Origin of the sequence: Bartonella grahamii ATCC 700132 (genome assembly GCF_000518085.1) — a bacterium.
Taxonomy (GTDB): Bacteria; Pseudomonadota; Alphaproteobacteria; order Rhizobiales; family Rhizobiaceae; genus Bartonella; species Bartonella grahamii.
In genome coordinates this window covers 1-21,194 of record NZ_JACX01000025.1, presented here as the reverse complement: position 1 = coordinate 21,194, position 21,194 = coordinate 1, and the positions used below count along the sequence as shown (strand labels likewise).

Here is a 21,194-nt window from a genome sequence, read left to right as displayed (position 1 = left end):
TTTTATTAAAGGCTACTTATCCACAGCCTATGACATGAGGTAAGATCAGCAAAATAGTGAAATTTGCTGTTCGTTTTATGGAAAAAAGACAAATTTGATATGTGCTTTTAAGATATCAGAATGTATGTTTTGATAGGCTTTTATTGCTTGCTTTGTAAGAAAGATAAAAAGCATATACCCCCCCTATACCCCCAAAACCCCTACAAAACCTATGCTATAAGTTGAATTTACAGGTTGTAATGTTGATATAGATTGTTTTTTGAAAAGTTGATAAAAATTAACATATTGAAATATAGTGACTTTTATTTTGATTTTTAAAATATATAAAGAGGGGAATAAAAAGCACCTCCAAAACCCCCAAAACCTCCAAAACCAATAGATGGGAAGTGTTTTGAAGGTTTCATTTTATGAATACATAAGTTATATGTTTTATTGGAATTTAAAATTCATTCATTGAAATGTTTTATGACTTTTCACTAAAGGATGCCATTCATAGCGTATGGTAGGTCGACCGCCTTGGGAGTTATTGTCTCCAGAGATTTCACGAATATAATTGCAACGGCATAAAAGCTCTAAAGCTTGCTTCACAGCTTCATTGTCTTTTAAACATTTCCAATCACGTTTATAAACATCCCGTGCAGTAAAAACATTAGGTAAACAATCACAGCGCTTGACAAGCAAGTTTGCACTTTCTGTTGCTAATGTATCATGCGCCGCATAAAGACGTTTGGCATGACTTAACAGATATTTTTCCCAATACAAGGCTCTCTCAAGAGCATTTCTATTGATTTCAAAACGACCCCCTTCGGTCAATTCAAAAATCAATGCAAGGGTTGGTATGGTTTTATTCATTTTCAAAAGATGCGCTTGTAAACTTGATGAGAAATGACCTCCTTTGATTGTTCTTTGAAAATTTTCCCACCATTCACGAAACATTTCTTGAGCTTCAGTAGAAAAGCGTATGGTAATAGGGTGTTTTGGTGATCCTAAAGGTTTATCATAAAGAGAACGAAAGATTCTTTGATAGCTTTCCCATGCTTTTTGATTGGGAGGTCTATCCGTCCATAACCGCTTTTTTCGTTCGTCGGGCCATACAATCATTTGAAATCGTTGCATGAAACCATCATCATTTATTCCATGGCACATGGCTTGAATAATGGGAATAATGCGTGAGGGTTGAATGCCCCCTATGATGGAGATGGTTGCATTGGGAATATGAATGGTTCCACGTTCAATACGGTCATAGGTGTATGACGTATTGCCATTAAAAGCTGTTAGATAAAAGGCACGGTCTGTTTGGTATTCCTTTCTTTCCATATTAGCTAAAAACCCAGCCAATTCATCTCGTACCATCAAGAGACCACGGGGGTTTTCTTTTAAGAGTTCCCCAAGCTTTTCGACAGTCACATCGTTGACAATAAGACGTCGTTTATCAAGAGTGTTATCATCACTTTCTTTGTGTTCAATAGATTGTGAAAGAAGGGCAAGGGCTTGTTCCTCATCTTGATCTTTGAGTGCTTTATAGGCTTGTTTTTTCTTTTCTCGTTTATCTAATTCAATAAGAATATCTTTCTTTTCTTGCTGTTCTTTCTTCTTTAACCATTCTTGATGCCATTCCTCTTGAAAGGCATAGAGAGGAGTTAAAGCGGCTTGCATGGTAGGTGTTTTGAGTGTTGAAGGTTGCCCCACAAGAGCACCCCAGAGATTAGGAACAATTTTCCAATTATTATCATGTTTTTTGGGAGCAATCCGCACGCCATTTCCAATAACAGCAGCCAATCCACATAAAGCAGAGATAGCAATAAAATCGATAGAAGATTGTTGAAGATCGGCAACCTCATAAATATAGTCCATTAATGGCATTGGAAGCTGTAATAAGCTAAAAGGCTCGACAGGTAAGAGAGCCGTAGCAATCGGTTTTAATTGCCCCCAACCATTTTGCTGCAAGGCGACTTCATAAGAAATGGCTTTTAAACAAGTATTTTCGTTTAAAGAGACATTATCGTTATCATTGACGGGAGTATTTTCATTATTGTTTTGTAAATTACTATCTTTCATAGTTTCCCTCTTTTAAGAAAGTAATACGTTATTAAAATCCGTTCCTTTTGGAGCTTGCATCATAAAGACCTCAAAGCCATGGCTATAGGCACGCGCAGCGAGGGTAAAACCTGCTTTACGACCCGCATCATCGCCGTCCATTGCGATTGTCAGACGTCCTTTTGTAGGGGGTAAATTCACACGCATCATACCACTGGTTGAAAGAGACGCCCATAAATTAACGGGCTCTGATAACAACCCAGACAAAAGAGCCAGACCGGTTTCAATGCCCTCACAAATGACCAGATGTTTGGGATTGCCTTGACTTAAATGCACCGCGCCACCCGTTACAGATCCCAACATGGCTTTTTCTGGTTTTTGGTCTGTTTTGCAGCCATTGGCTTGTAAAAAGGTTCTATGAATAGCAAAGGATCCAGCCCCCTTAACAAGAGCAACCAACGCGGGCAGTGTAATCCCTAAAGGGTGTGGACATTTGCTATGAAAGCGTAAATCAGCAGGCAAATCACATGTAATACCCCGCATACGTAAATAGGTTTCTGCTAAAGTATTTTTGATTGGTTGGCATTGTTGCCAAATTGCTTTTGCTCTCTCTGCTTTCTGTTTTGCTCGTTTGAGATCAGCACAAATCTGTTTGGAGAAAGAAAGCGTCTGATTATAAGCTTGTTTTCCAAGCAAGCCAATTCTGATGAGCGCTTGTATGATCTCTCTAAAAGAGCAGCCAGCATAACAATAGAGTAAGAGACGCCCATCATGTCCATTGGCAAGGGATAAGCTAGGCAGCCTATCATCATGAGCAGGGCAACGGGCTATTCCATAACGCCCATGCCAAACTCCACGTAATGCACAAGTAATTTTTTGAGCTGTTGTATGCAATGCATAAGCATTGCTTGTTGTAGCATTTGTAAAATGCATAAAATCCCTTCCTGCTACTTGCATTACAGGACAGATTCTGTTATTTCGGGATTTGCGAAAGTCGAAATACTTTGTCTGTCCTATAAGGCGAAGTTTTCTTTAGGCGGCGTCGTTGCCACGTTGGTTTTTTGCCTTTTCGATTACATCGCAAAGGTCAGATTGTAACCAGCGCGCTAAGGAACCAATCTTTAAAGGCTTTGGTACCGAGCCATCAGCGACCCGCCGCCAAAGTGTTGAAACGCTTATATTAAGTAGTTTTGCACTCTCACGTACTGTGAGGAGTGGTCCGTTTGGAATCATGGAATCCCCTTTATATTAAATGATAGAATCACTGTTTATTAACTATATATAAATAGCAATTCGTAGCAAACTTTTCCAGCAAAAAAACAATATCTTGTGATTTTTTATCAAGAGAAGCAATAATTTGTGATTGTATTATCCGTTATGGATAAAATAAGGAAAATGGAGGCATAGAGCTATCCACAACTTTTATTGTTTTGATCAGTAACATAAGAAGCCCATCTATCCATAAAAATACGACGCTGTTCTAAATAGTCAGTCCGACGATAGGCACGCTCCACTTTTCCCCCAACCGTATGACCTAGAATGGTTTCAGCGACCTCATAAGGGGCATTGGTTGTTTCTGCGAGCCAATCACGTAAACTAGAGCGAAAACCATGCGGACAGGCTTCAAGTCCTGTTTTTTTCATGTATTGTAACATGCTGTTCTGTGCAAGGGGACCACGACCGGTTGCAGAAAAAAGAAACCCATTACGAGATAAAAGGCGTGCTTGTTTAATCACTTTTAGTGCTTCTGATGATAAAGGAACGCGGAATTCTTCTGTAGCATCGCGTCGTCCTTTCATACTTTCAGCAGGGATAGTCCATATATCCCCATCAATCTGATCTTCACGCATATAACGCAAAGGGCGTGTACGAACACCTGTCAAAATAAGTAAACGCAAAGCCAGTTGTGTCATGGTTGTTGTTTTGCAGAGTGACTGATAAAAGGAAGGCACATCTTTCCAATCCATTGCAGGTAAATTTTGTGCTTTATGGCGTTGTTTCCCTAAGAGAGCCCGTGCTTTTATCGTTGCTTGTAAATCAACATCCAGCCCCAAAGCAGCAGCATGTTTGAGACAAATATTAAGACGATTTATTGCTTTCTCTGCGGTTGCAGCTTTTGCATGCCAGATGGGAGCAAGAACATTGCGTATCTCTGTTTGTGTAATTTCTGAAATAGGAATACAGCCTAATTTGGGGAGAATATAAAGTTGTAAAGGTAGAAACCAATTCCCAGCCTTGCCATCTCCTTTTAATTCAGCTTTACGACTTTCAAAAGCATCTAAGGCAATGTCTTTTAAATAATGGAGATTACTTATTGCCTCACGCTTTTGTTTCTCACGTTCTTTAATGGGATCACGCCCCTCATGCAAAACAGAACGCCATTGATTTGCTAATTCACGGGCTTTTTTTAAAGAAACATTTCGCAACGCACCCAAGCCCATTTCGCGGCGCCGACCATGAATGGTATAACGATAAATCCATTGAGCACCACCATCTTTACGCTTATGGAGAAGCAAGCCGGCACCATCATTATATTTGCCAGCCCCCAATGTTGCGACAGCCCTTGCATTAAGACGATTCATAAGAGGCATTTTTACTCCTTTCTTTCCTCATTTTTACCCACACACCAGCCCCGCTTTTGACGTGCAAGCAAGTGATATTAATTGATTCAATCTGAGAGGGTTTGTGATGAGAAAATCTTACTATATTCGGAGTTATGATTCAAGTTGAAAAAGGATGATTTATTATTATAAATCAATGTGTTGCCAGACCCCGGAATACTAATGCGAGGGCGCTCGCAACCGGAGGGGGAGCAAAGTGCGAGCCAAAAATCTACATTTTTATGACATTTCTTTAGGCAAAAAAATTCGCTTTAGAAGAAACCTCATGGGTTTTTCTCAAAAACAATTAGGGAGTCATTTGGGCGTAACATTTCAACAAATTCAAAAGTATGAGAAAGGTTTAAATCGCGTAAGTGCAAGACGTTTACAAGAAATTGCTCATATATTAGATGTTCCCGTTTCCTTCTTTTATGCTGATAACACAAAAAAAGAAGATCCCCTCTATCATTGTGATGACAGAGTAGAAAGCAAAGCAGAATATTTACTTTTGAAAAGTTTCAGAATGATGACCCGCAAAAAACAAAGAGCTATTTTGCAGTTGATTTCTGGTGAAAAAAATGGCCCCTTATTTTCATAAATTCACTGAAAGGACAATCAACGTCCCTAATAACATTGAATAGAATTTTGACTGTCTCCCCACACCTCATGAGAACGAAAATTCTTAAATCTAATCTGGTCTGTAAATAGTCCGAATTCTAACGAGTTTAACTGAGTAATAGCGCGTTGATTTATAATGATATATCTAACGTTATGTATATTGAATGAGTGTCTCGCATATCATAAAATTCTTTCATTTCAAACTTGTTCTATATTGAATCAATCAAAATCACTTATTTGCACACTACAAGCAAAGTTGGCGTGTGAGTAAACGTGTGAGTAAAAATGTACAAAAAAGCATACCTCTTAATTGAATCGTCTCACATACCAAGAACTGTAGCCACATTGAGTGCTGGAAAAATATATGATGATGCTAACTTGCTCTTTTATTCAACATAAACATGGAGGTGTTCAACGGTTTTCCACTCATATAATCCACTTGAAACAAGAAGCTCGCCAAACAAGCCTAAGAATATTCCCACGCACTAAAAAAATACTTAAATATATCAAAAAAGCTTAAAGATCTTATACCACCATACTTCAAATGACGATATTTTACGGCATAACAGGATTAAAGTAAAAATAAGACACGAAAAACTATATGTATAACTTTCATAAGAATTTATTTATATAATGGATACTTAAGTTTATCCTGTTGTACCATAAATTCTATCATTTAAGGTATGAGAATATGAAGCATGCATACCTCCTTGAAACATTCAAATGTTTTTTAGGCGCCAAATGTCTTTTTAAATATTTTTAGACTTGCTTGTTGAGCCTTAAGTTCAAGTGAAAAATGGGAAGTCGCTAAAAGTAACCGCTAGAATCTGGCTGTTTACAGACTGTAATAGGAAGCTTCGCTTTTAAAGGCATAGGGAGAAGATCAAATAATTCAACACTTAACAGATAAGGTATTAAAAGATTCCCCCAACGCAATACGTAATAGCATCCTTAAAAAATTCAAAAGTGTGAAGGTAAACAATTGACAGAAGATACGGAATTCACTTAATTAAAGTGCTCTCTAAAAGAGATAACAGTTTAGCGTACAATATTCAATTTTTCAATTCTGAAAGATTAAAAAGACGTATCATTTGAAATAAAACAACTTATTGTGCTGATGATGATTGATGTGTACAAAATTGAGTTGTTGAAAATCAAAAATATAATTTAATGATGTTCCTTGACCAACTCACTCTCTCCTGAGTATAGCACGGGGAATAAACGTGGAGAGACATGAGGAGTATATAGAAAATGAGTTTTAAAGTTGCAATTGTCGGCGCAACCGGAAATGTTGGTCGTGAAATGCTTACAATTTTAGAGGAACGTGGTTTTCCTGCGCATGAAATTGTCCCTCTAGCATCACGACGCTCATTAGGACAAGAAGTTTCTTATGGAGATAAAACTTTAAAAGTAAAAGCACTGGATACTTACGATTTTTCTGACACAGATTTTTGTCTGATGTCCGCGGGAGGAAGCATTTCCAAAGAATATGCTCCTAAAATCGCTGCCGCTGGCTGTGTCGTCATCGATAATTCCTCCACGTGGCGCTATGATTCCAATGTTCCGTTGATCGTCCCTGAAGTCAATGCCGAAGCTATAAATTCCTTTTCTAAGCGTAATATTATAGCAAATCCTAATTGTTCAACAATTCAACTGGTCTTAGCTTTAAAACCTCTCCATGATGCTGCAATCATTAAACGTGTTGTTGTCTCTACATATCAGTCAGTTTCTGGAGCTGGTAAAGAAGGAATGGACGAACTTTTCGAACAATCACGTGCTGTTTTTGTTGCTGACCCAATTACATCAAAAAAATTCACTAAACGCATTGCCTTTAATGTCATTCCTCATATCGATGTTTTCATGGAAGATGGTTATACAAAAGAAGAATGGAAAATGACTGCTGAGACGAAGAAAATTCTCGATCCGAAGATTAAGTTAACAGCCACTGCTGTTCGGGTCCCTGTCTTTATCGGTCATGCTGAAGCTGTCCATGTTGAATTTGAAAAACCACTAAGCGTATCTGAAGCACAAGCGCTTCTCCGCGATGCTCCCGGTTGTCAGCTTATCGATAAACACGAAGATGGTGGCTATACCACACCTTATGAATGTACCGGAGAAGATAACGCCTTTATTAGCCGTGTTCGTGAAGATATCACCGTTGAAAATGGTTTAGCTTTCTGGGTTGTCGCCGATAATTTAAGAAAAGGAGCAGCATTGAACGCAGTTCAAATTGCTGAATTGCTCATTTCTCGTAATTTGATAAAGCCTAAGTCCGTAAATTAACGCCCTGTCCGAAAGGATGAAGAGCCCTAGCCGGTCTGTCAAAAGTCCGGCTTCTCTTCAGCAGGATCTTCCCCTGCTGGGGATTCATACCGCCAGTCTAAAGGACTGTAATTCGGGGTATTGACAAATTTTACTCTGAATATCCATGAATACCTCGCCACCTTAATTAATCATCGCCGCCCTAATGCCATTTTACGGTACAATAGGATCAGCAGCATAAGCGTTTTTTGCTTCATGCTGCTGATCCTTTTTATCATTCCGGTTGTGAAATTAACTTACCCTTATCGAGCAGGATAAGTCACGACACGGTAACGTGTTTCATTACGTTCAAAGTTTTTATAATTGACATTATCAGGAAAGAAGGGATTATAAGCATTTACGCGCTTTACAGAAACTCTTTGTGCTTTGGGCGAAGGATTTAAAATTGTCCGTTCATCTCTTTTTTTGACACCTGTAGAATCGATAATCATATCTGTTCTGTAGAGTTTTTGTATGTTTTTCCGTGTTTTTTGAATCGCCGGAAGAGCTTTAAAACCAGAAACAACCTGTTTTACTTTTTCTTTTTTTACTTTTGGCGATTTTCTCATAGCATTTGGCTTTACTGGCATCTTTGTAAAAGCAACGGTAGGAACATTGTTGACATTGACATAACGTGCAGATGCCCAACCAACCTTTCCGTGATAACCAAGAGAACACCAAGTTTTATTGGATAGACAGCCATAAATTTGCACTTTTGCTCCCATTGGAACCATTGTGATTACTTTATAAGCTGTCGCAGGACCTGTGCGTAAAGATACCTGACCTGATGCAACACGAGCAACTGTTCCTGCAATGGTTCCAGCTTCCGCGTGAGAAGCAGTCACAGCCACCCCCGACGCTCCCAAAGCCCATAAAATCATTGTTGTTGATAAAAATTTCTTTCTTAACATTATTTTTCTTCCTCTCTCAAAACATGTGAAGGGCAAAATTTCGCCTTTGCAAAAATTTGCCGCGTTTAAATCCAATGATCAGCAACCTTTATTTCCCGCCCAAAAGCCCCCTCAACATTGCAACAAAATCTCTCTTTATTCCCCTTATTCCCCCTCTACACGAACACGGCCTTTTGATCTTGATTGCGCAGTATGTTCCTCATAAATTTACAGCTAAAGCATCATTTGATTATCTGGTTCTTCAACCAATCGTCCCTTAAAGAAGTTTTTCAAGTGTTATTGGTTCCCTCAACAAATGATTGCAATAAAAGAATTGATTGCCTGAATTACAGAGAATTTCAGAGAATGAATGATGATAAGCCCCCAAAATACTAAAAATAGGAGGAAAAATAATACTCTTTTAAAAATAAAAGTGATTGAATATTCTCTAAAGCTTGTATAACTTTAAATCTTCCTAAAAAATACAGAGTATATTGAAACTTCCCTCAAAAAATCTCTTGGAAAAGAAAGTTAAAAGCACATGACATTAAAATTTTTTTCTCGTAGTCGGATTATAGGATTATTCCTCTCTCTCTTTGCACTTTTTTTATCTACGGTTTTTGTCATGGCTACAGACAAATCAAAAATCAAACTTGGTATTATGGAAGGGCGGGATGCGATTATTTGGAAAACTGCTGCTGAACAGGCTAAAAAAGCCGGTTTAGATATCGAACTCGTTTATTTTTCTGATTACGCTTTGCCTAATGACGCTGTTAACGCAGGAGAGATCGATGCGAATGCTTTTCAGCACGCCCCTTATCTTAATGAACAAATGAAACAACGTGGCTATAAACTTTCAATTGTCGGCTATACATTTATTGCTCCAATCGGTGTTTATTCGCACAAAATAAAAGACTTAAAAGATCTACGTGATGGTGCACATGTTGGTATTCCAAACGACCCATCTAATGGTGGAAGAGCCTTACTTCTTCTCAATTCTTTAGGTCTCATTAAGTTAAAAGATCCTCATAATATTCTTGCATCTCCACTTGATATTATCGAAAATCCTAAAAACCTGCAAATTCGTGAGCTCGATGCTGGTATGTTAGGGCGAGCTATTGACGATTTTGATCTTGCAATTATAAACACAAACTGGGCTATTGTTTCCGGATTAAACTTCGAAAAAGATGTCGTCGCATGGGAGAGCGCAAAAAATAATCCTTATGATAATATCATCGTTGTACGCACGAGCGAAAAAGATGAGCCATGGGTTAAAAAATTAGTTGCCGCTTACAACAATGATCTTATCCGTGCAAAAATCAAAGAGATTTTTGGCAAAACCGCCCAAACTTCTTGGTAATTGTGCCAAATATCCGAGTAATTGTGAATGGAAAAACCTACTCTTATCTCCTTAAAAAACATCAGCCGTTGTTTTAACAAAACGGCTGGTGTTCCAGTAATTAATAATCTCTCTTTAAATATCCATGCTGGTGAAATCCTTGGCATTATTGGGCGCAGTGGAGCAGGAAAATCAACACTTATCCGCTGTTTAAATGGGTTAGAGAAGATTGATGCAGGGTCCATTTTTTTTGAAGGTGTTGATATTTCAAATCTATCAGAAATAGAGTGGGCGCCTTACCGTCAACGAATTGGGATGATTTTTCAACATTTCAATCTTCTCTCATCGCAAAATATTCTTGATAACATTGCATTGCCGCTTAAATTAAGTGGTGTAAGTAAAAAACAACGCCACAAACGTGCCCTTGAACTGATTGAATTGGTTGGGTTATATGGAAAAGAATATTGCTATCCGGCACAATTGTCAGGGGGGCAAAAACAACGCGTTGGCATTGCTCGTGCGCTCGCTGCTAATCCTAAAATATTGTTATCAGATGAAGCCACCTCTGCTCTTGACCCTGAAACAACACAATCTATTCTAGAGCTCCTTGCTGATATTAATAAACACCTCAATCTCACGATTGTGCTCATCACCCATGAAATGGAAGTTGTGCGCACCATAGCGCATCGCGTTGTTGTTCTTAATCAGGGGAACATTGTAGAAGAAGGACGTGTGAAAGACATCTTTACATCACCGCAAGACGATACAACCATAGCCATGCTCAAGCTTGTCACTCCGCAACTTCCTGAAAAATTTGCGAAAAATCTCAAACCAATCGGGCGAGAAGCTGTCATTGAAATCAATATTGCCGGTGAAATTGCCCAGCAGCCTTTTCTTCATCTTCTAGAAAATGAGAGTGGTTTAAAAGCACGTATTTTGCATGGTGGCATTGATACAGTTCAAGATGAAACCATCGGGCGACTCTTCTTGGCTCTTCCTGGAGAAGATAAAGAAGCTTTAGAAAAAGCTGTTCAATGGTTAACGAAAAAAGGACGATATTGTGAGGTCTTAGGCTATGTTTAATGTTTTGTCTCATGAACTTCCCCAAGCTGTTATTGATACAATATTGATGACACTTAGTGCTTCTTTTATGGCATTTATTATAGGACTTCCCCTTGGTCTTCTTCTTCACACAACAGCACGCGGGGGGATTTTTTCCTCATCTCTCATCAATCGCCCTTTAAGCATGATCATTGACAGTATTCGTGCCATTCCCTTTATTATTCTTGCATTTTATCTTCTTCCCGTTACGCGTATCGTTGTAGGAAGAGGGATAGGAATGCCTGCTGTAATTTTTATACTGACCATTTCAGCTATTCCTTTTTATGCACGCATGGCGGAACTCTCTTTTAAAACCGTTGAAAACGGTCTCATTGAAGCGATCCGCTCTATGGGCGCAAGCCGTCTTCAAATTATCAGACATGTTCTTATTCCTGAAGCTCTCCCTAGCCTGATTACAGGTTTTACAGTCATGGTCATTTCTCTCATAGGAGCCACCTCACTTGCTGGATATCTTGGTGGAGGCGGTTTAGGGGATATGGCAATCCGCTATGGCTATCAACGCTATAATACCTTCATCATGACCATTGTCATCATTCTTTTGATCATGCTCAATATTATAACCCAATGGACTTCTGATAAAATCGTACAAAAACTTGATAAAACAAAACATTAAAAGACTTAGAATTTCACATACCAGTACCATCATCCTCTTTGCCACTTTCCAAGTGCAACAACCCTTGGCTATCGAAAACGTTCATAAGAGATTAGGAACTTTTTTCTTAAACAGTTTTTATCTCTCCCCATCCGTTTGTAACATGAAAGAAAATAGTTTTAACTGATTGAATATAAAAGGAAAGGAAATGAGAGATCTTACAATATTTGAAACTCTCTCTTAACATAAAAATGATAAATTATCATGTTAAATTAAGACATTGGTCACGACCTTTCCCAACCTTAGACAACATCTTGAATTTATAATGATAATATGGCGTTATTCATATTGAATAAGAACTCTGAATACCGTAAGATCCTCTCATTCCCAATTTTTTCCATATCGAATTAATCAAAATCTCTCGCTTGCACGTTACAAGCAGGAAGAGCCGTGTGCGTAAAAACTATACAAGCAAGGAAGGCATGCCTCTTATGAATTATCTCAAGCGCCAAGACCTGTCTTAACATTGGGTGCTAGCATATAATATGATAGTACCGGTTTTCTTCTTCACAAGCATAAAGATATGGGGGGCTCAATGGGCTTTATCGTTATACTATTCACAGGTGCCATTGCGAAATGGGTGTGACGAGCGTTGAGAGATGTTTCTTTAAAATAAGCCCGTGAATTGGCAGCGCAAGTATATTCCATTTGAAACATTCTGTTTTATGTGAGAGCTGTGATCCTATTAAAGAATGCTATAAACAAAAGCGTGAGGCAATGCACTATCTTCATTAGGAAACTCCTCTTCAAAACGATCTAGAAAAGATAGCAATCTACTATAGCTATCAACGCTATGATAGCTCCAGCATATCTATCATCCTATAGATTATTCTCAATATTATCATCGAAGAGACTTCTCATAGAATTGTACAAAAATTTTATAAAATAAAGCACTCAAACTAATCTAGATATTGGAAGATTTTTCTCCCATCACTGCCACAATAAGCCATTGAGCCGTAAGAGCTGGTTTTTTTAACTGTTCAATTTCCACCGTAACCCCATAATGGAAAACCACTCGACCAGAAGGGCGAATTTCTGCGTCATCTAACACAAAACGCGCACGTACCCGTACCCCTGTTTTCACAGGACTCATGAAGCGTACTTTATCGAAACCATAATTAATCCCCATTGTGCTCCCCTCCAACTCTGGAAGTGCCTCATAAGCGAGCGTAGACAAAAGCGATAATGTTAAAAACCCATGAGCAATTGTGCCCCCAAAAGGTGTCTTTTTAGCCTTTTCCTCATCAACGTGTATCCATTGATGATCATCTGTAGCGCATGCAAACTGATTAATCATATCCTGTGTAACAAGACGCCACTCCGATAATCCCACTTCTTTCCCAATAAAACTGGTGACATCTTGTACTGCTATTTTTTGCTGCATAACGCTATTCCTATTTTATTTGATAAAAACAACCACCCCTCTTGCTTTTATAAAATCCATTGATTAGAGCATCAAGAATAAAAGATTAATTGTCTTAAAAACAAATGCACCTTATGAATGAGAAAAGTTCTTTAGCAGAATAGTTTTCAAATGGGAAAAAAGAATGGCAAGCAATGTGAACCTAACAGGTTTAGCGCATGATTTAAAACAACGTGCAGAAAAGCATCCCCCCATCCGTATTGGACTGATTGGTTGTGGTGAAATGGGCACGGATTTATTATCAAGTATTGCGCATATGGATGGTATAACAGTCGCTGCAGTAGCCACTAGGACGCCGTCACGTATTTTTGATGCCGCTACAATAGCCTATGGCGAGGATGGACATGTCTGTGAAGTTGAAAATACTTATGCTCTCACGCAAAGCATTGAAAAAAATTTGATTGCAGCAACAGATGATATTAACCTTGTTTTACATCATGAACAAATTGATATTATCGTTGATGCAACAGGCTATCCCGAAGCAGGAGCAGAAATTGGTATCAAAGCGCTTGAAAATAACAAACATCTTGTCATGATGAATGTTGAAGCAGATGTTACAATTGGCGCTTATCTCAAACATGAAGCAGAAAAACGAGGGCTCATTTATACACTTGGTGCCGGAGATGAACCAACTTCTTGTATGGAACTCATAGAATTTGTTTCAGCCCTTGGACATAAGATTGTTGCAGCGGGTAAAGGAAAAAATAATCCTCTGCGCTTTGATGCTACACCTGATGCTTACGAAGAAGAAGCATTCCGGCGTAATATGAATGTGCGCATGTTGGTTGAATTTATTGATGGTTCCAAAACGATGGTTGAAATGGCAGCAATTGCCAATGCCACTGGACTTCTCCCCGATTGCCCAGGAATGCACGGACCACAAGCGGCGCTGCAAGATCTAAACAAAGTGCTTATCCCAAAACAAGATGGAGGCATTTTACAGCGATATGGTATTGTAGATTATTCAACAGGCCAAGGTGTTTCCCCAGGTGTCTTTGTCATTGCAGAAATAGCACACCCACGTTTACGCGAACGTATGGAAGATTTAAAAATTGGTCAGGGTCCTTATTTCACCTTTCACCGCCCCTATCATTTAACAGCAATGGAAGTTCCCCTCACCTGCGCACGCGCTATGCTTTATGGCAAAAAAGATATGGTTCCTCTTAGCCATCCCGTAGTAGAAGTCTGTGCTGTTGCTAAAAAAGATTTACATCCAGGTGATAAGCTAGACTTTATCGGTCTTTATACTTATCGCGCTTGGATAATGAACATCGCAGAAGCACGCGCTCACCACGCCATTCCTTGTGGTCTTTTAGAAAAAGCAACAGTAACAGCTGCAATTAAAAAAAACGAACTCATTACAATACATAATACTGCTATTCGTGAAGATCAATGGATTGCGCGTCTTCGTGCTAAACAAGACCTTTTACTTCATAACCCTTCTTCCGATAAGCTATAAACACTCCTTAATTACCTTACTTAACAGCATCTTTCCCTTACACAACGAAACAGCCCAGAATACACTTGTATCGCAAATACAAGTGTTTATGTTTTAATAAAGGCATTTTCAACGATGCATATCACCACTTCTCTCTCACAATATGGCGCGTAAATGCTACAATATAAACCACCCCATGATATGACATAAGATTCATTGTGTATCACTATCTTTACTCTATAAAGATACAAACCGGCATCACCATTTATTTGTCAATATTACGACAGCCCTTGAGCCTTAGAGATGATTCATGAGAAGAATTTTTACTCTTTTTTTTAATAATTTTATCCATACACGAACGCAACTTGTGATACGTAAAAAATACTTTTGATGGATTTAACATAAACAAATTTGAAATGATAATTTGTCATTTTTCTTATTGCATAAGAGCTATGAATACAGGGATCTTTTTATTTTATCCTTTTATAAAAATTAAAAAGGATAAAATATGCCTTTGATGAATAATCTTCATATGAGAGAAGATAGACAATATTAAAAAGCTGATAAAGATAATGAGTATACTAGCCTTATTACTAGGGAATAAACATAAACTATAAAAAATCAGGTTACACTATTTTGTAAAAAACCATAAATGTAGGACCTTGAACTTTAATAATGTTAATAAAAGCTATATTTAGTATTAAGAATAGTGATTTTTTATCCAATACAGTATAAATAAGTCCAAATATTTATTTTTTCAAAATCATGAAGCGAACAAAAAAATCATCGACTTTGTCGATGATCTTTCTATTAAAGTGTAGTGAATATTCCCCAAAGAGATACAACAGCACCTAATACATCCCCAACACATAAAGAAGCAAGAAGTGATAAAATACCTATCCCCCCCCAAAAGGCTGCACCTGAAAAGGCAGCAGTTTTTTCAACTTTCCCCAAAGCAATGCCATCTTGTTCCTCAACGCCTTGAATAACAGCTCTATCCACAGCTTTAATAGTTACATTTTTTTCTAGTGTAGAAATAGTAACTGCCACTCTCTCTTGAAATTGATTTTTTACAAAACTTGCATTTCCCTCTATAGTTTGTACAAAAAAAAGAATAAATAGTGTAAAAGTAAATGAACATACACGATTTTTAAATATTTTAAACATAGCTTTCTTTGCTCCTCTTTTTCTTCACTGAAAAAATGAAAGAATATTCACATATATAAAAACCAAAACTTATATTTAATTATTTATATAATTACACATAATAAAATATTATATGTAATTATATTATCAATATAACACATTATGTATTGAATGTAAAGACGCAAAAACAACAAATGATAAAAATAATTTATCCCTTTTACACTATAATAACTAAGATCCTAAAAGTAATATCTTGTCATTGTTATTTATCTATTTCACGATAATAAAAATTTATCAAATTTCTTATTATAATAAAGATTAAAAAAATAAATTCATTTAAAAATTTATATAATAGAACTTTTATAAATAATTTAAAATGTAATTAAATTTTAAAGAACTATAACATTAAAAACTGTCAATCTAATGATAATTCTTCTCTATTATTTCAATAAATATAAAAATGAAATAGTACTTAATGAATTTTTATTATATCGCTCATCAATAAACTTTAAAATAAAATTGATAGCGAAAAAACTCGATCTAAAACAAATCTATCCTAATAAATAAACCTTAAAATATTGTATTATTTTTCTATAAAATAGTTATAAAATGTAAAAAGAAATTAAGATCTCTATTTTCAAATAGAAAAGACATTAATAAAATGATTCTCAACTTTTACTGATATATAAAGAAAATAGTGCATAGAATCTTCAAAAAGGTAATTCAGCCCCTTTATCTCATACAGCATAAAAAACTCAAAATATTGACTTTCAAACCTAACAAAATAAACGCATAAAATAAGTAAATCTATCAGATTTACAAAAACATTATAAGCAACACTAGAGCACCAACAAACTACCTAAAATTAAATAAAAAAAGAGTCATGAAAAATGAGATGATCCCCCAAAATACTGAAAAGCAATTTTCTTTCTTAATTCTCATAAAAGTTATTCCATATTTTTCGTCAATATTGTAGAGCGCAGCCCTATTTATCTTTTGAGTACTTATATTTACTCTGTATTAGTAAAAAATAATTCTCTTTGAAATAAATTTTTGGCAATATTCACATAACCGTCTGCAATTTGTGCAAAATAAATAATAATAATAAATAATTAATCAAATTCTTGAAAGAAAAGTGGTAGAGAAACTGACTAAAAAATTGCATTTTTGAGATACCAACTTAAGTAAGCGCATTGAAAAAATAACGCCATGAAAACTGATATTAAATGATAAATTTATAAACCGATCATTTTAATAGCAGGATAATAATCTATAATAATCATTTATTGTTTTGCATGTTGAATGAGAGAACTAACTATTATAGGATTCTCTTAATTTTAACGCTGTTTATATTGAATTAATCAAAATTCTTCGCTTTCAAAGCACAAAAGAAAACGATGTGTGTGTAAAAACACTTAAAGAAAGGAAAATATCACTTATGAGATATTTTAACTATCAAGCGCTGTTAACACAGTATTGAAAACTGGCAAAGTGAATGGTGGATCCCATTTTTACTTTAAAAATGTAAATATAGTGAAGTACAATATATTTTTTATGTTATGAGGCTTTGCCGTTATACCATTCATGAACAGTGTCGCAAAATAGGCTTGGATACCTTGAGAAAGGTTTCTTTAAAACAAGTGTATCAATGTGCAACACAATAGCGTTCTGTTTATCATGTATCCAACGGTATTTCTTCTTGAAACATCTTATAAACTCATCGAGCTCTCTGAGATTCAAGTTCATCTTACGTGAATTTTTCCCTTTATATTCATTTTTTCCCATGAACACTAAAGTCTGTTAAGACACTATCCAAAGTAAAATCAATCAAAAAACATTTCTATTCTTTTGTACTATACAGATACTTGAATTAAGAATTTAGAACTCCTGATTGCAACCAAAGTCTATACTATTGCAACAATAAAAATAGTTTTGTTATCCTCGCTCCATAGTAAAAAGAAGAATATGCAACTTACAGAAAAAATTGCGCTTTCAATAAACAATGAAAAAATTATTTTTCATTACATGATGTGAAGTATTTAATCTGTATGAATATTTACTTATTAAAAATGAGAATATGCATCAGAAAGTCTTACCAAAGATAGCTATCTTTAGAAAGCTCGCCTCATATTACAAAAAATTTGAGTTGGCTTTGCTCAATAAAATCTTCACTATTGTTTGACAAAGCTCTCATTTTTATAGCATCCATATGTGATGTAAAAAGACGCCTATTTGCGTTTCTCTTATAGATAGATTAAATAGTGACAGCACTTTTGATCATTTTTTCTGTGTTAACTTCTCTTTTGGGCAATAATTTATGGTATCTGACACGCCTTTTCTCGCTCTTTTACCTTTGGGCGCACACGAATATCACGGAGAGCACCTTCCCTTCGAAACCGACTGGATCATTGCTGAAGCTTTTGCAAAAGCCCTCACTTTACAAACAAAAGAACAATTTCATATCGCACTTTTACCGGTTGAAAAGATTGGCTATTCTATAGAACATATGGATGTTACAGGCACACAAACGCTCACCTTTTCCGACGCTATTGAGCGATGGATAAGCATTGGTGAAAACTGCTATCGCAAAGGAATAAAGCGTTTTCTTCTTCTCAATGCCCATGGAGGCAACTCACCCTTAATGAGCATTGTTATCACCGAATTACGGAGGCGTTTTTCAATGCTTGCGGTAGCAACAAGTTGGAGTCGTTTTGGTTTGCCACAAGGTTTAATGGCACCGTCTCAACAACATCTTGATATCCATGGAGGATTTATCGAAACCTCTTTAATGCTCTATTTAGCACCGGAAAAAGTTCATATGGAAAAGGCAACAAATTTTCATAATAAACAAGCGGATATGATTGCCAACTATCAGTATTTACGCGCTTATGGTCCTCATGCCTTTGGCTGGACAATGCGAGATCTAAATACGCAAGGTGCAGCAGGAAACGCAAGCAAAGCAACGCCACAAGCCGGTGAAGCAATATTTTCTCATGTTCTGTCTCAGCTTCGTGATTTACTTGATGATATCAATCGATTTAACATAAACACATGGCAATAAAGAACAATAAAAGGTCTCTCCATGGAAACGACACACCCAAAAAAACTTCCCGTTACGGTTCTCACAGGCTATCTTGGTGCAGGAAAAACCACCCTTCTCAACCGCATTCTCAGTGAAAATCATGGCAACCGTTATGCCGTCATTGTCAATGAATTTGGTGAAATTGGTATTGATAATGACCTGATCATTGAATCAGATGAAGAAATTTATGAAATGAATAATGGCTGTGTTTGCTGCACCGTGCGTGGTGATCTCATTCGTATTCTGGAAAGTTTGATGCAACGTTCTCATCGATTTGATGCGATCATTATAGAAACGACAGGGCTTGCAGATCCCGTTCCCGTAGCACAGACCTTTTTCATGGATGATACAGTCCATGAAAAAACAGCTCTCGACAGTGTCATCGCGGTCGTTGATGCAAAGCATTTGCCCTCTCAACTGAAAAAAAGTCGTGAAGTTGAAGAACAAATTGCTTTCTCTGATATTGTTCTCTTAAATAAAATTGATCTTGTCAGCGAAAAAGAACGTGCACACGCGCAATCGCTCATTCTTGCAATTAATCCCAGAGCCATAATTTACGCAACAGAGCGCGCTAACATCCCTCTTGATAAACTCCTCAATCGAGGTTCCTTTGATCTCCAACGCACTTTAGATAATGATCCCCATTTTCTTGACCATCAGCACGCAGACCATGTCTGTGGTCCCGATTGTAATCATGATCATGCACATCACCACAAATCCACCATTCATGATATTACAATAACCTCTGTAAGTTTAAAAACAGGTGCTCTACAACCAGAAAAGTTTTTCCCTTGGATCCAACAGATTACGCAGCAACAGGGACCTGATATCTTACGTCTCAAAGGCATTATCGCCTTTCAAAGAGACGATGATCGTTATGTCATTCAAGGTATACACATGCTTCTTGAGGGACAACATCAACGCCCATGGCGTGAAGATGAAAAACGAGAAAGTCGCCTTGTTTTTATAGGACGCTCTCTTGATGCTGAAAAATTAAAAACTGGTTTTGAAAATTGCGCATAAGTGAGTGATAATGCCAAACATTACCCATTATGATCTCAAAAGTTACTGCCTTTCTTGCGGTTTTGTAGGCAATAAACCAGCTTTTGTTTCCGTAGAAGGTTTCATTGTTTTGTTTAATCCAACCCCACAAATCTTTGAAGTTCACAAAGGAATAATTTCAAGCCATTTTTCCCATGACAATACCGCGATCATCACAGGTGGAGAAGATGGAAAAGTCTGTCAAACAACCGCAGCGGGACATACAGAAGTGCTAAGCCAAAAAGAACGCAAATGGATAAACAACGTTGCTTTTGGTCCACAAAAAGCTTTTGCTTTTTCCTCCTCACGTTTCGCATTTGTGCATGTTGGAAAAGAACGACAAGAGCTTACACATGAACGCAGTGTAGAAGGCCTCGCTTTTGCCCCAAAAGGTTTACGACTTGCCGTTGCCCATTACAATGGAGTTACTCTTCATTGGTTATCAACGCAAATATCTCCCACCACATTGGTATGGAAAGGAGCTCATTGTGGCGTCACCTTCTCGCCAGACAACCGCTATGTCATTTCTACCATGCAAGAAAACGCCCTCCATGGCTGGCGTCTCACTGATAATCGGCATCTCCGCATGAGTGGCTACCCAAGCAAAGTTAAAAGCTGGTCTTGGAGCGCGAAGGGAAAATGGTTAGCAACATCCGGTGCATCAGCAGCCATTGTCTGGCCCTTTCATACAAAAGATGGCCCCATGGGAAAAACACCACTAGAACTAGGCACACGAGCAAATGCACTTGTCAGCACCGTTGCATGCCACCCACGCAAAGAAATTGTAGCAATCGGCTTCAATGATGGAATGATTTTGTGTGCACATTTTCATGATGGAAAAGAAGTCCTTCTAAAAGGTTATGGGAAAAGTGCTATCTCAGCACTCAACTGGGATCAGACAGGGTACAACCTCACCTTTGGTAGCGAAAATGGTGAATGTGGTATAATCAATATCACTGTTTAAGAAAACAACAAAAACTATCACAGCTAAAATAACCGCACAATCCTCCAGAAGTAATTGCGCATGAAACCCATCTTCCTCTCTAAAAAATAAACACACTTACGAGGCGTTTTCAATCACAAACCAAAGAAATCATATATTGTGGACCTTTTTCATCAAGACAAAAGAACCATTTAGAAAAAATAAGAGAAGATTTCAATAAAGTAAAAGGCAGCATTTTCTTCTGCCTTTTTTATAAAAGGACATATCATACTTTGTCAAAAAAGGTGACGCAAACCAGCAGAGAAACTTGCTCCAGAAAACCCTGCTTTTGTCAGTCTATGCTGATAATTTATATCTCCATAAAGAGAAAGTTTTGAAGAAAGACGCGCATTAAACCCAAGACCTGCTTCCAAAGAAGAACCAAAAAAACCTAATTGGAAATCGTTTTTAAAAGAAACAAATCGCTTATCTTCAAAACTATGCAAATAAGAAAGCTTACTATAAAAAGAAACGACACGTCCCTCTTCAGAAATATTAAGTGTCTTGCTTAAACGCCCACCAA

The 21,194-nt window shown here is 37.2% G+C and carries 17 protein-coding genes; 9 read left to right on the top strand and 8 right to left on the bottom strand.

The features are described 5' to 3' along the window. Positions 1-450 precede the first annotated feature (450 nt). The 4 genes from U736_RS0107685 to U736_RS0107670 all read right to left on the bottom strand — a co-directional run bounded on the left by U736_RS0107685 (position 451) and on the right by U736_RS0107670 (position 4,628). Positions 451-2,058, bottom strand: coding sequence for a YfjI family protein (locus tag U736_RS0107685; protein ID WP_034451966.1), 1,608 nt, complete (start codon positions 2,056-2,058; stop codon positions 451-453). Positions 2,059-2,070: 12 nt separating this feature from the next. Further along, positions 2,071-2,970 (bottom strand): DUF7146 domain-containing protein, encoded by a 900-nt coding sequence (locus U736_RS0107680; protein WP_034451965.1) that lies wholly within the window; start codon positions 2,968-2,970, stop codon positions 2,071-2,073. Positions 2,971-3,069: 99 nt separating this feature from the next. After that, positions 3,070-3,270, bottom strand: a complete 201-nt coding sequence (locus U736_RS0107675; RefSeq protein WP_015856773.1) for a helix-turn-helix transcriptional regulator — start codon at positions 3,268-3,270, stop codon at positions 3,070-3,072. Between the two features lie 176 nt (positions 3,271-3,446). Further along, positions 3,447-4,628 (bottom strand): tyrosine-type recombinase/integrase, encoded by a 1,182-nt coding sequence (locus U736_RS0107670; protein ID WP_026500588.1) that lies wholly within the window; start codon positions 4,626-4,628, stop codon positions 3,447-3,449. 226 nt (positions 4,629-4,854) lie between these two features. Between U736_RS0107670 and U736_RS0107665 the strand changes: the two genes are divergently transcribed. Continuing rightward, positions 4,855-5,235 carry a helix-turn-helix domain-containing protein gene (locus U736_RS0107665; protein ID WP_015856775.1) on the top strand — a complete coding sequence of 127 codons (381 nt, stop codon included), beginning with the start codon at positions 4,855-4,857 and terminating at the stop codon, positions 5,233-5,235. 1,271 nt (positions 5,236-6,506) lie between these two features. Continuing rightward, positions 6,507-7,538, top strand: a complete 1,032-nt coding sequence (locus tag U736_RS0107660) for an aspartate-semialdehyde dehydrogenase (protein WP_015856776.1) — start codon at positions 6,507-6,509, stop codon at positions 7,536-7,538. A gap of 281 nt (positions 7,539-7,819) precedes the next feature. On the opposite strand, the gene U736_RS0107655 is transcribed toward U736_RS0107660, so the two are convergent. Then, positions 7,820-8,467 (bottom strand): SH3 domain-containing protein, encoded by a 648-nt coding sequence (locus U736_RS0107655; protein ID WP_026500587.1) that lies wholly within the window; start codon positions 8,465-8,467, stop codon positions 7,820-7,822. A 520-nt stretch (positions 8,468-8,987) separates the two neighbouring features. On the opposite strand from U736_RS0107655, the gene U736_RS0107645 reads away from it, so the two are divergent. The 3 genes from U736_RS0107645 to U736_RS0107635 are packed head-to-tail and all read left to right on the top strand — an operon-like array spanning position 8,988 to position 11,520. Beyond that, a complete protein-coding gene (locus U736_RS0107645; RefSeq protein ID WP_015856778.1) occupies positions 8,988-9,806 on the top strand; it encodes a MetQ/NlpA family ABC transporter substrate-binding protein in 819 nt (272 codons plus the stop codon). 27 nt (positions 9,807-9,833) lie between these two features. Continuing rightward, positions 9,834-10,868, top strand: a complete 1,035-nt coding sequence (locus tag U736_RS0107640) for a methionine ABC transporter ATP-binding protein (RefSeq protein WP_015856779.1) — start codon at positions 9,834-9,836, stop codon at positions 10,866-10,868. Then, positions 10,861-11,520 carry a methionine ABC transporter permease gene (locus tag U736_RS0107635; protein ID WP_015856780.1) on the top strand — a complete coding sequence of 220 codons (660 nt, stop codon included), beginning with the start codon at positions 10,861-10,863 and terminating at the stop codon, positions 11,518-11,520. The genes U736_RS0107640 and U736_RS0107635 overlap by 8 nt, the downstream gene beginning before the upstream one ends. 943 nt (positions 11,521-12,463) lie before the next feature. Here U736_RS0107635 and U736_RS0107630 read toward each other — a convergent pair. Next, positions 12,464-12,943, bottom strand: a complete 480-nt coding sequence (locus U736_RS0107630; protein ID WP_015856781.1) for a MaoC family dehydratase — start codon at positions 12,941-12,943, stop codon at positions 12,464-12,466. Between the two features lie 163 nt (positions 12,944-13,106). Between U736_RS0107630 and U736_RS0107625 the strand changes: the two genes are divergently transcribed. Further along, entirely contained in the window at positions 13,107-14,441 is a 1,335-nt protein-coding gene (locus U736_RS0107625; RefSeq protein ID WP_026500585.1) for an NAD(P)H-dependent oxidoreductase, read from the top strand. Between the two features lie 789 nt (positions 14,442-15,230). On the opposite strand, the gene U736_RS0107620 is transcribed toward U736_RS0107625, so the two are convergent. Beyond that, positions 15,231-15,587, bottom strand: coding sequence for a hypothetical protein (locus U736_RS0107620; RefSeq protein WP_015856783.1), 357 nt, complete (start codon positions 15,585-15,587; stop codon positions 15,231-15,233). Positions 15,588-17,883: 2,296 nt separating this feature from the next. On the opposite strand from U736_RS0107620, the gene U736_RS0107610 reads away from it, so the two are divergent. From U736_RS0107610 to U736_RS0107600, 3 genes are read left to right on the top strand one after another with little or no spacing between them, the layout of a single operon-like run. Beyond that, the gene (locus U736_RS0107610) at positions 17,884-18,627 is read left to right on the top strand and encodes a creatininase family protein (RefSeq protein WP_015856784.1); all 744 of its coding nucleotides are present in this window, start codon (positions 17,884-17,886) and stop codon (positions 18,625-18,627) included. A 21-nt stretch (positions 18,628-18,648) separates the two neighbouring features. Then, positions 18,649-19,671 carry a CobW family GTP-binding protein gene (locus tag U736_RS0107605; RefSeq protein WP_015856785.1) on the top strand — a complete coding sequence of 341 codons (1,023 nt, stop codon included), beginning with the start codon at positions 18,649-18,651 and terminating at the stop codon, positions 19,669-19,671. Positions 19,672-19,681: 10 nt separating this feature from the next. Further along, positions 19,682-20,653 carry a WD40 repeat domain-containing protein gene (locus U736_RS0107600; protein WP_026500583.1) on the top strand — a complete coding sequence of 324 codons (972 nt, stop codon included), beginning with the start codon at positions 19,682-19,684 and terminating at the stop codon, positions 20,651-20,653. A gap of 254 nt (positions 20,654-20,907) precedes the next feature. Here the strand turns inward: U736_RS0107600 and U736_RS11160 are convergent. Next, positions 20,908-21,194: autotransporter outer membrane beta-barrel domain-containing protein (locus tag U736_RS11160; RefSeq protein ID WP_034451964.1), on the bottom strand; the 287-nt coding region annotated here is incomplete at its 5' end.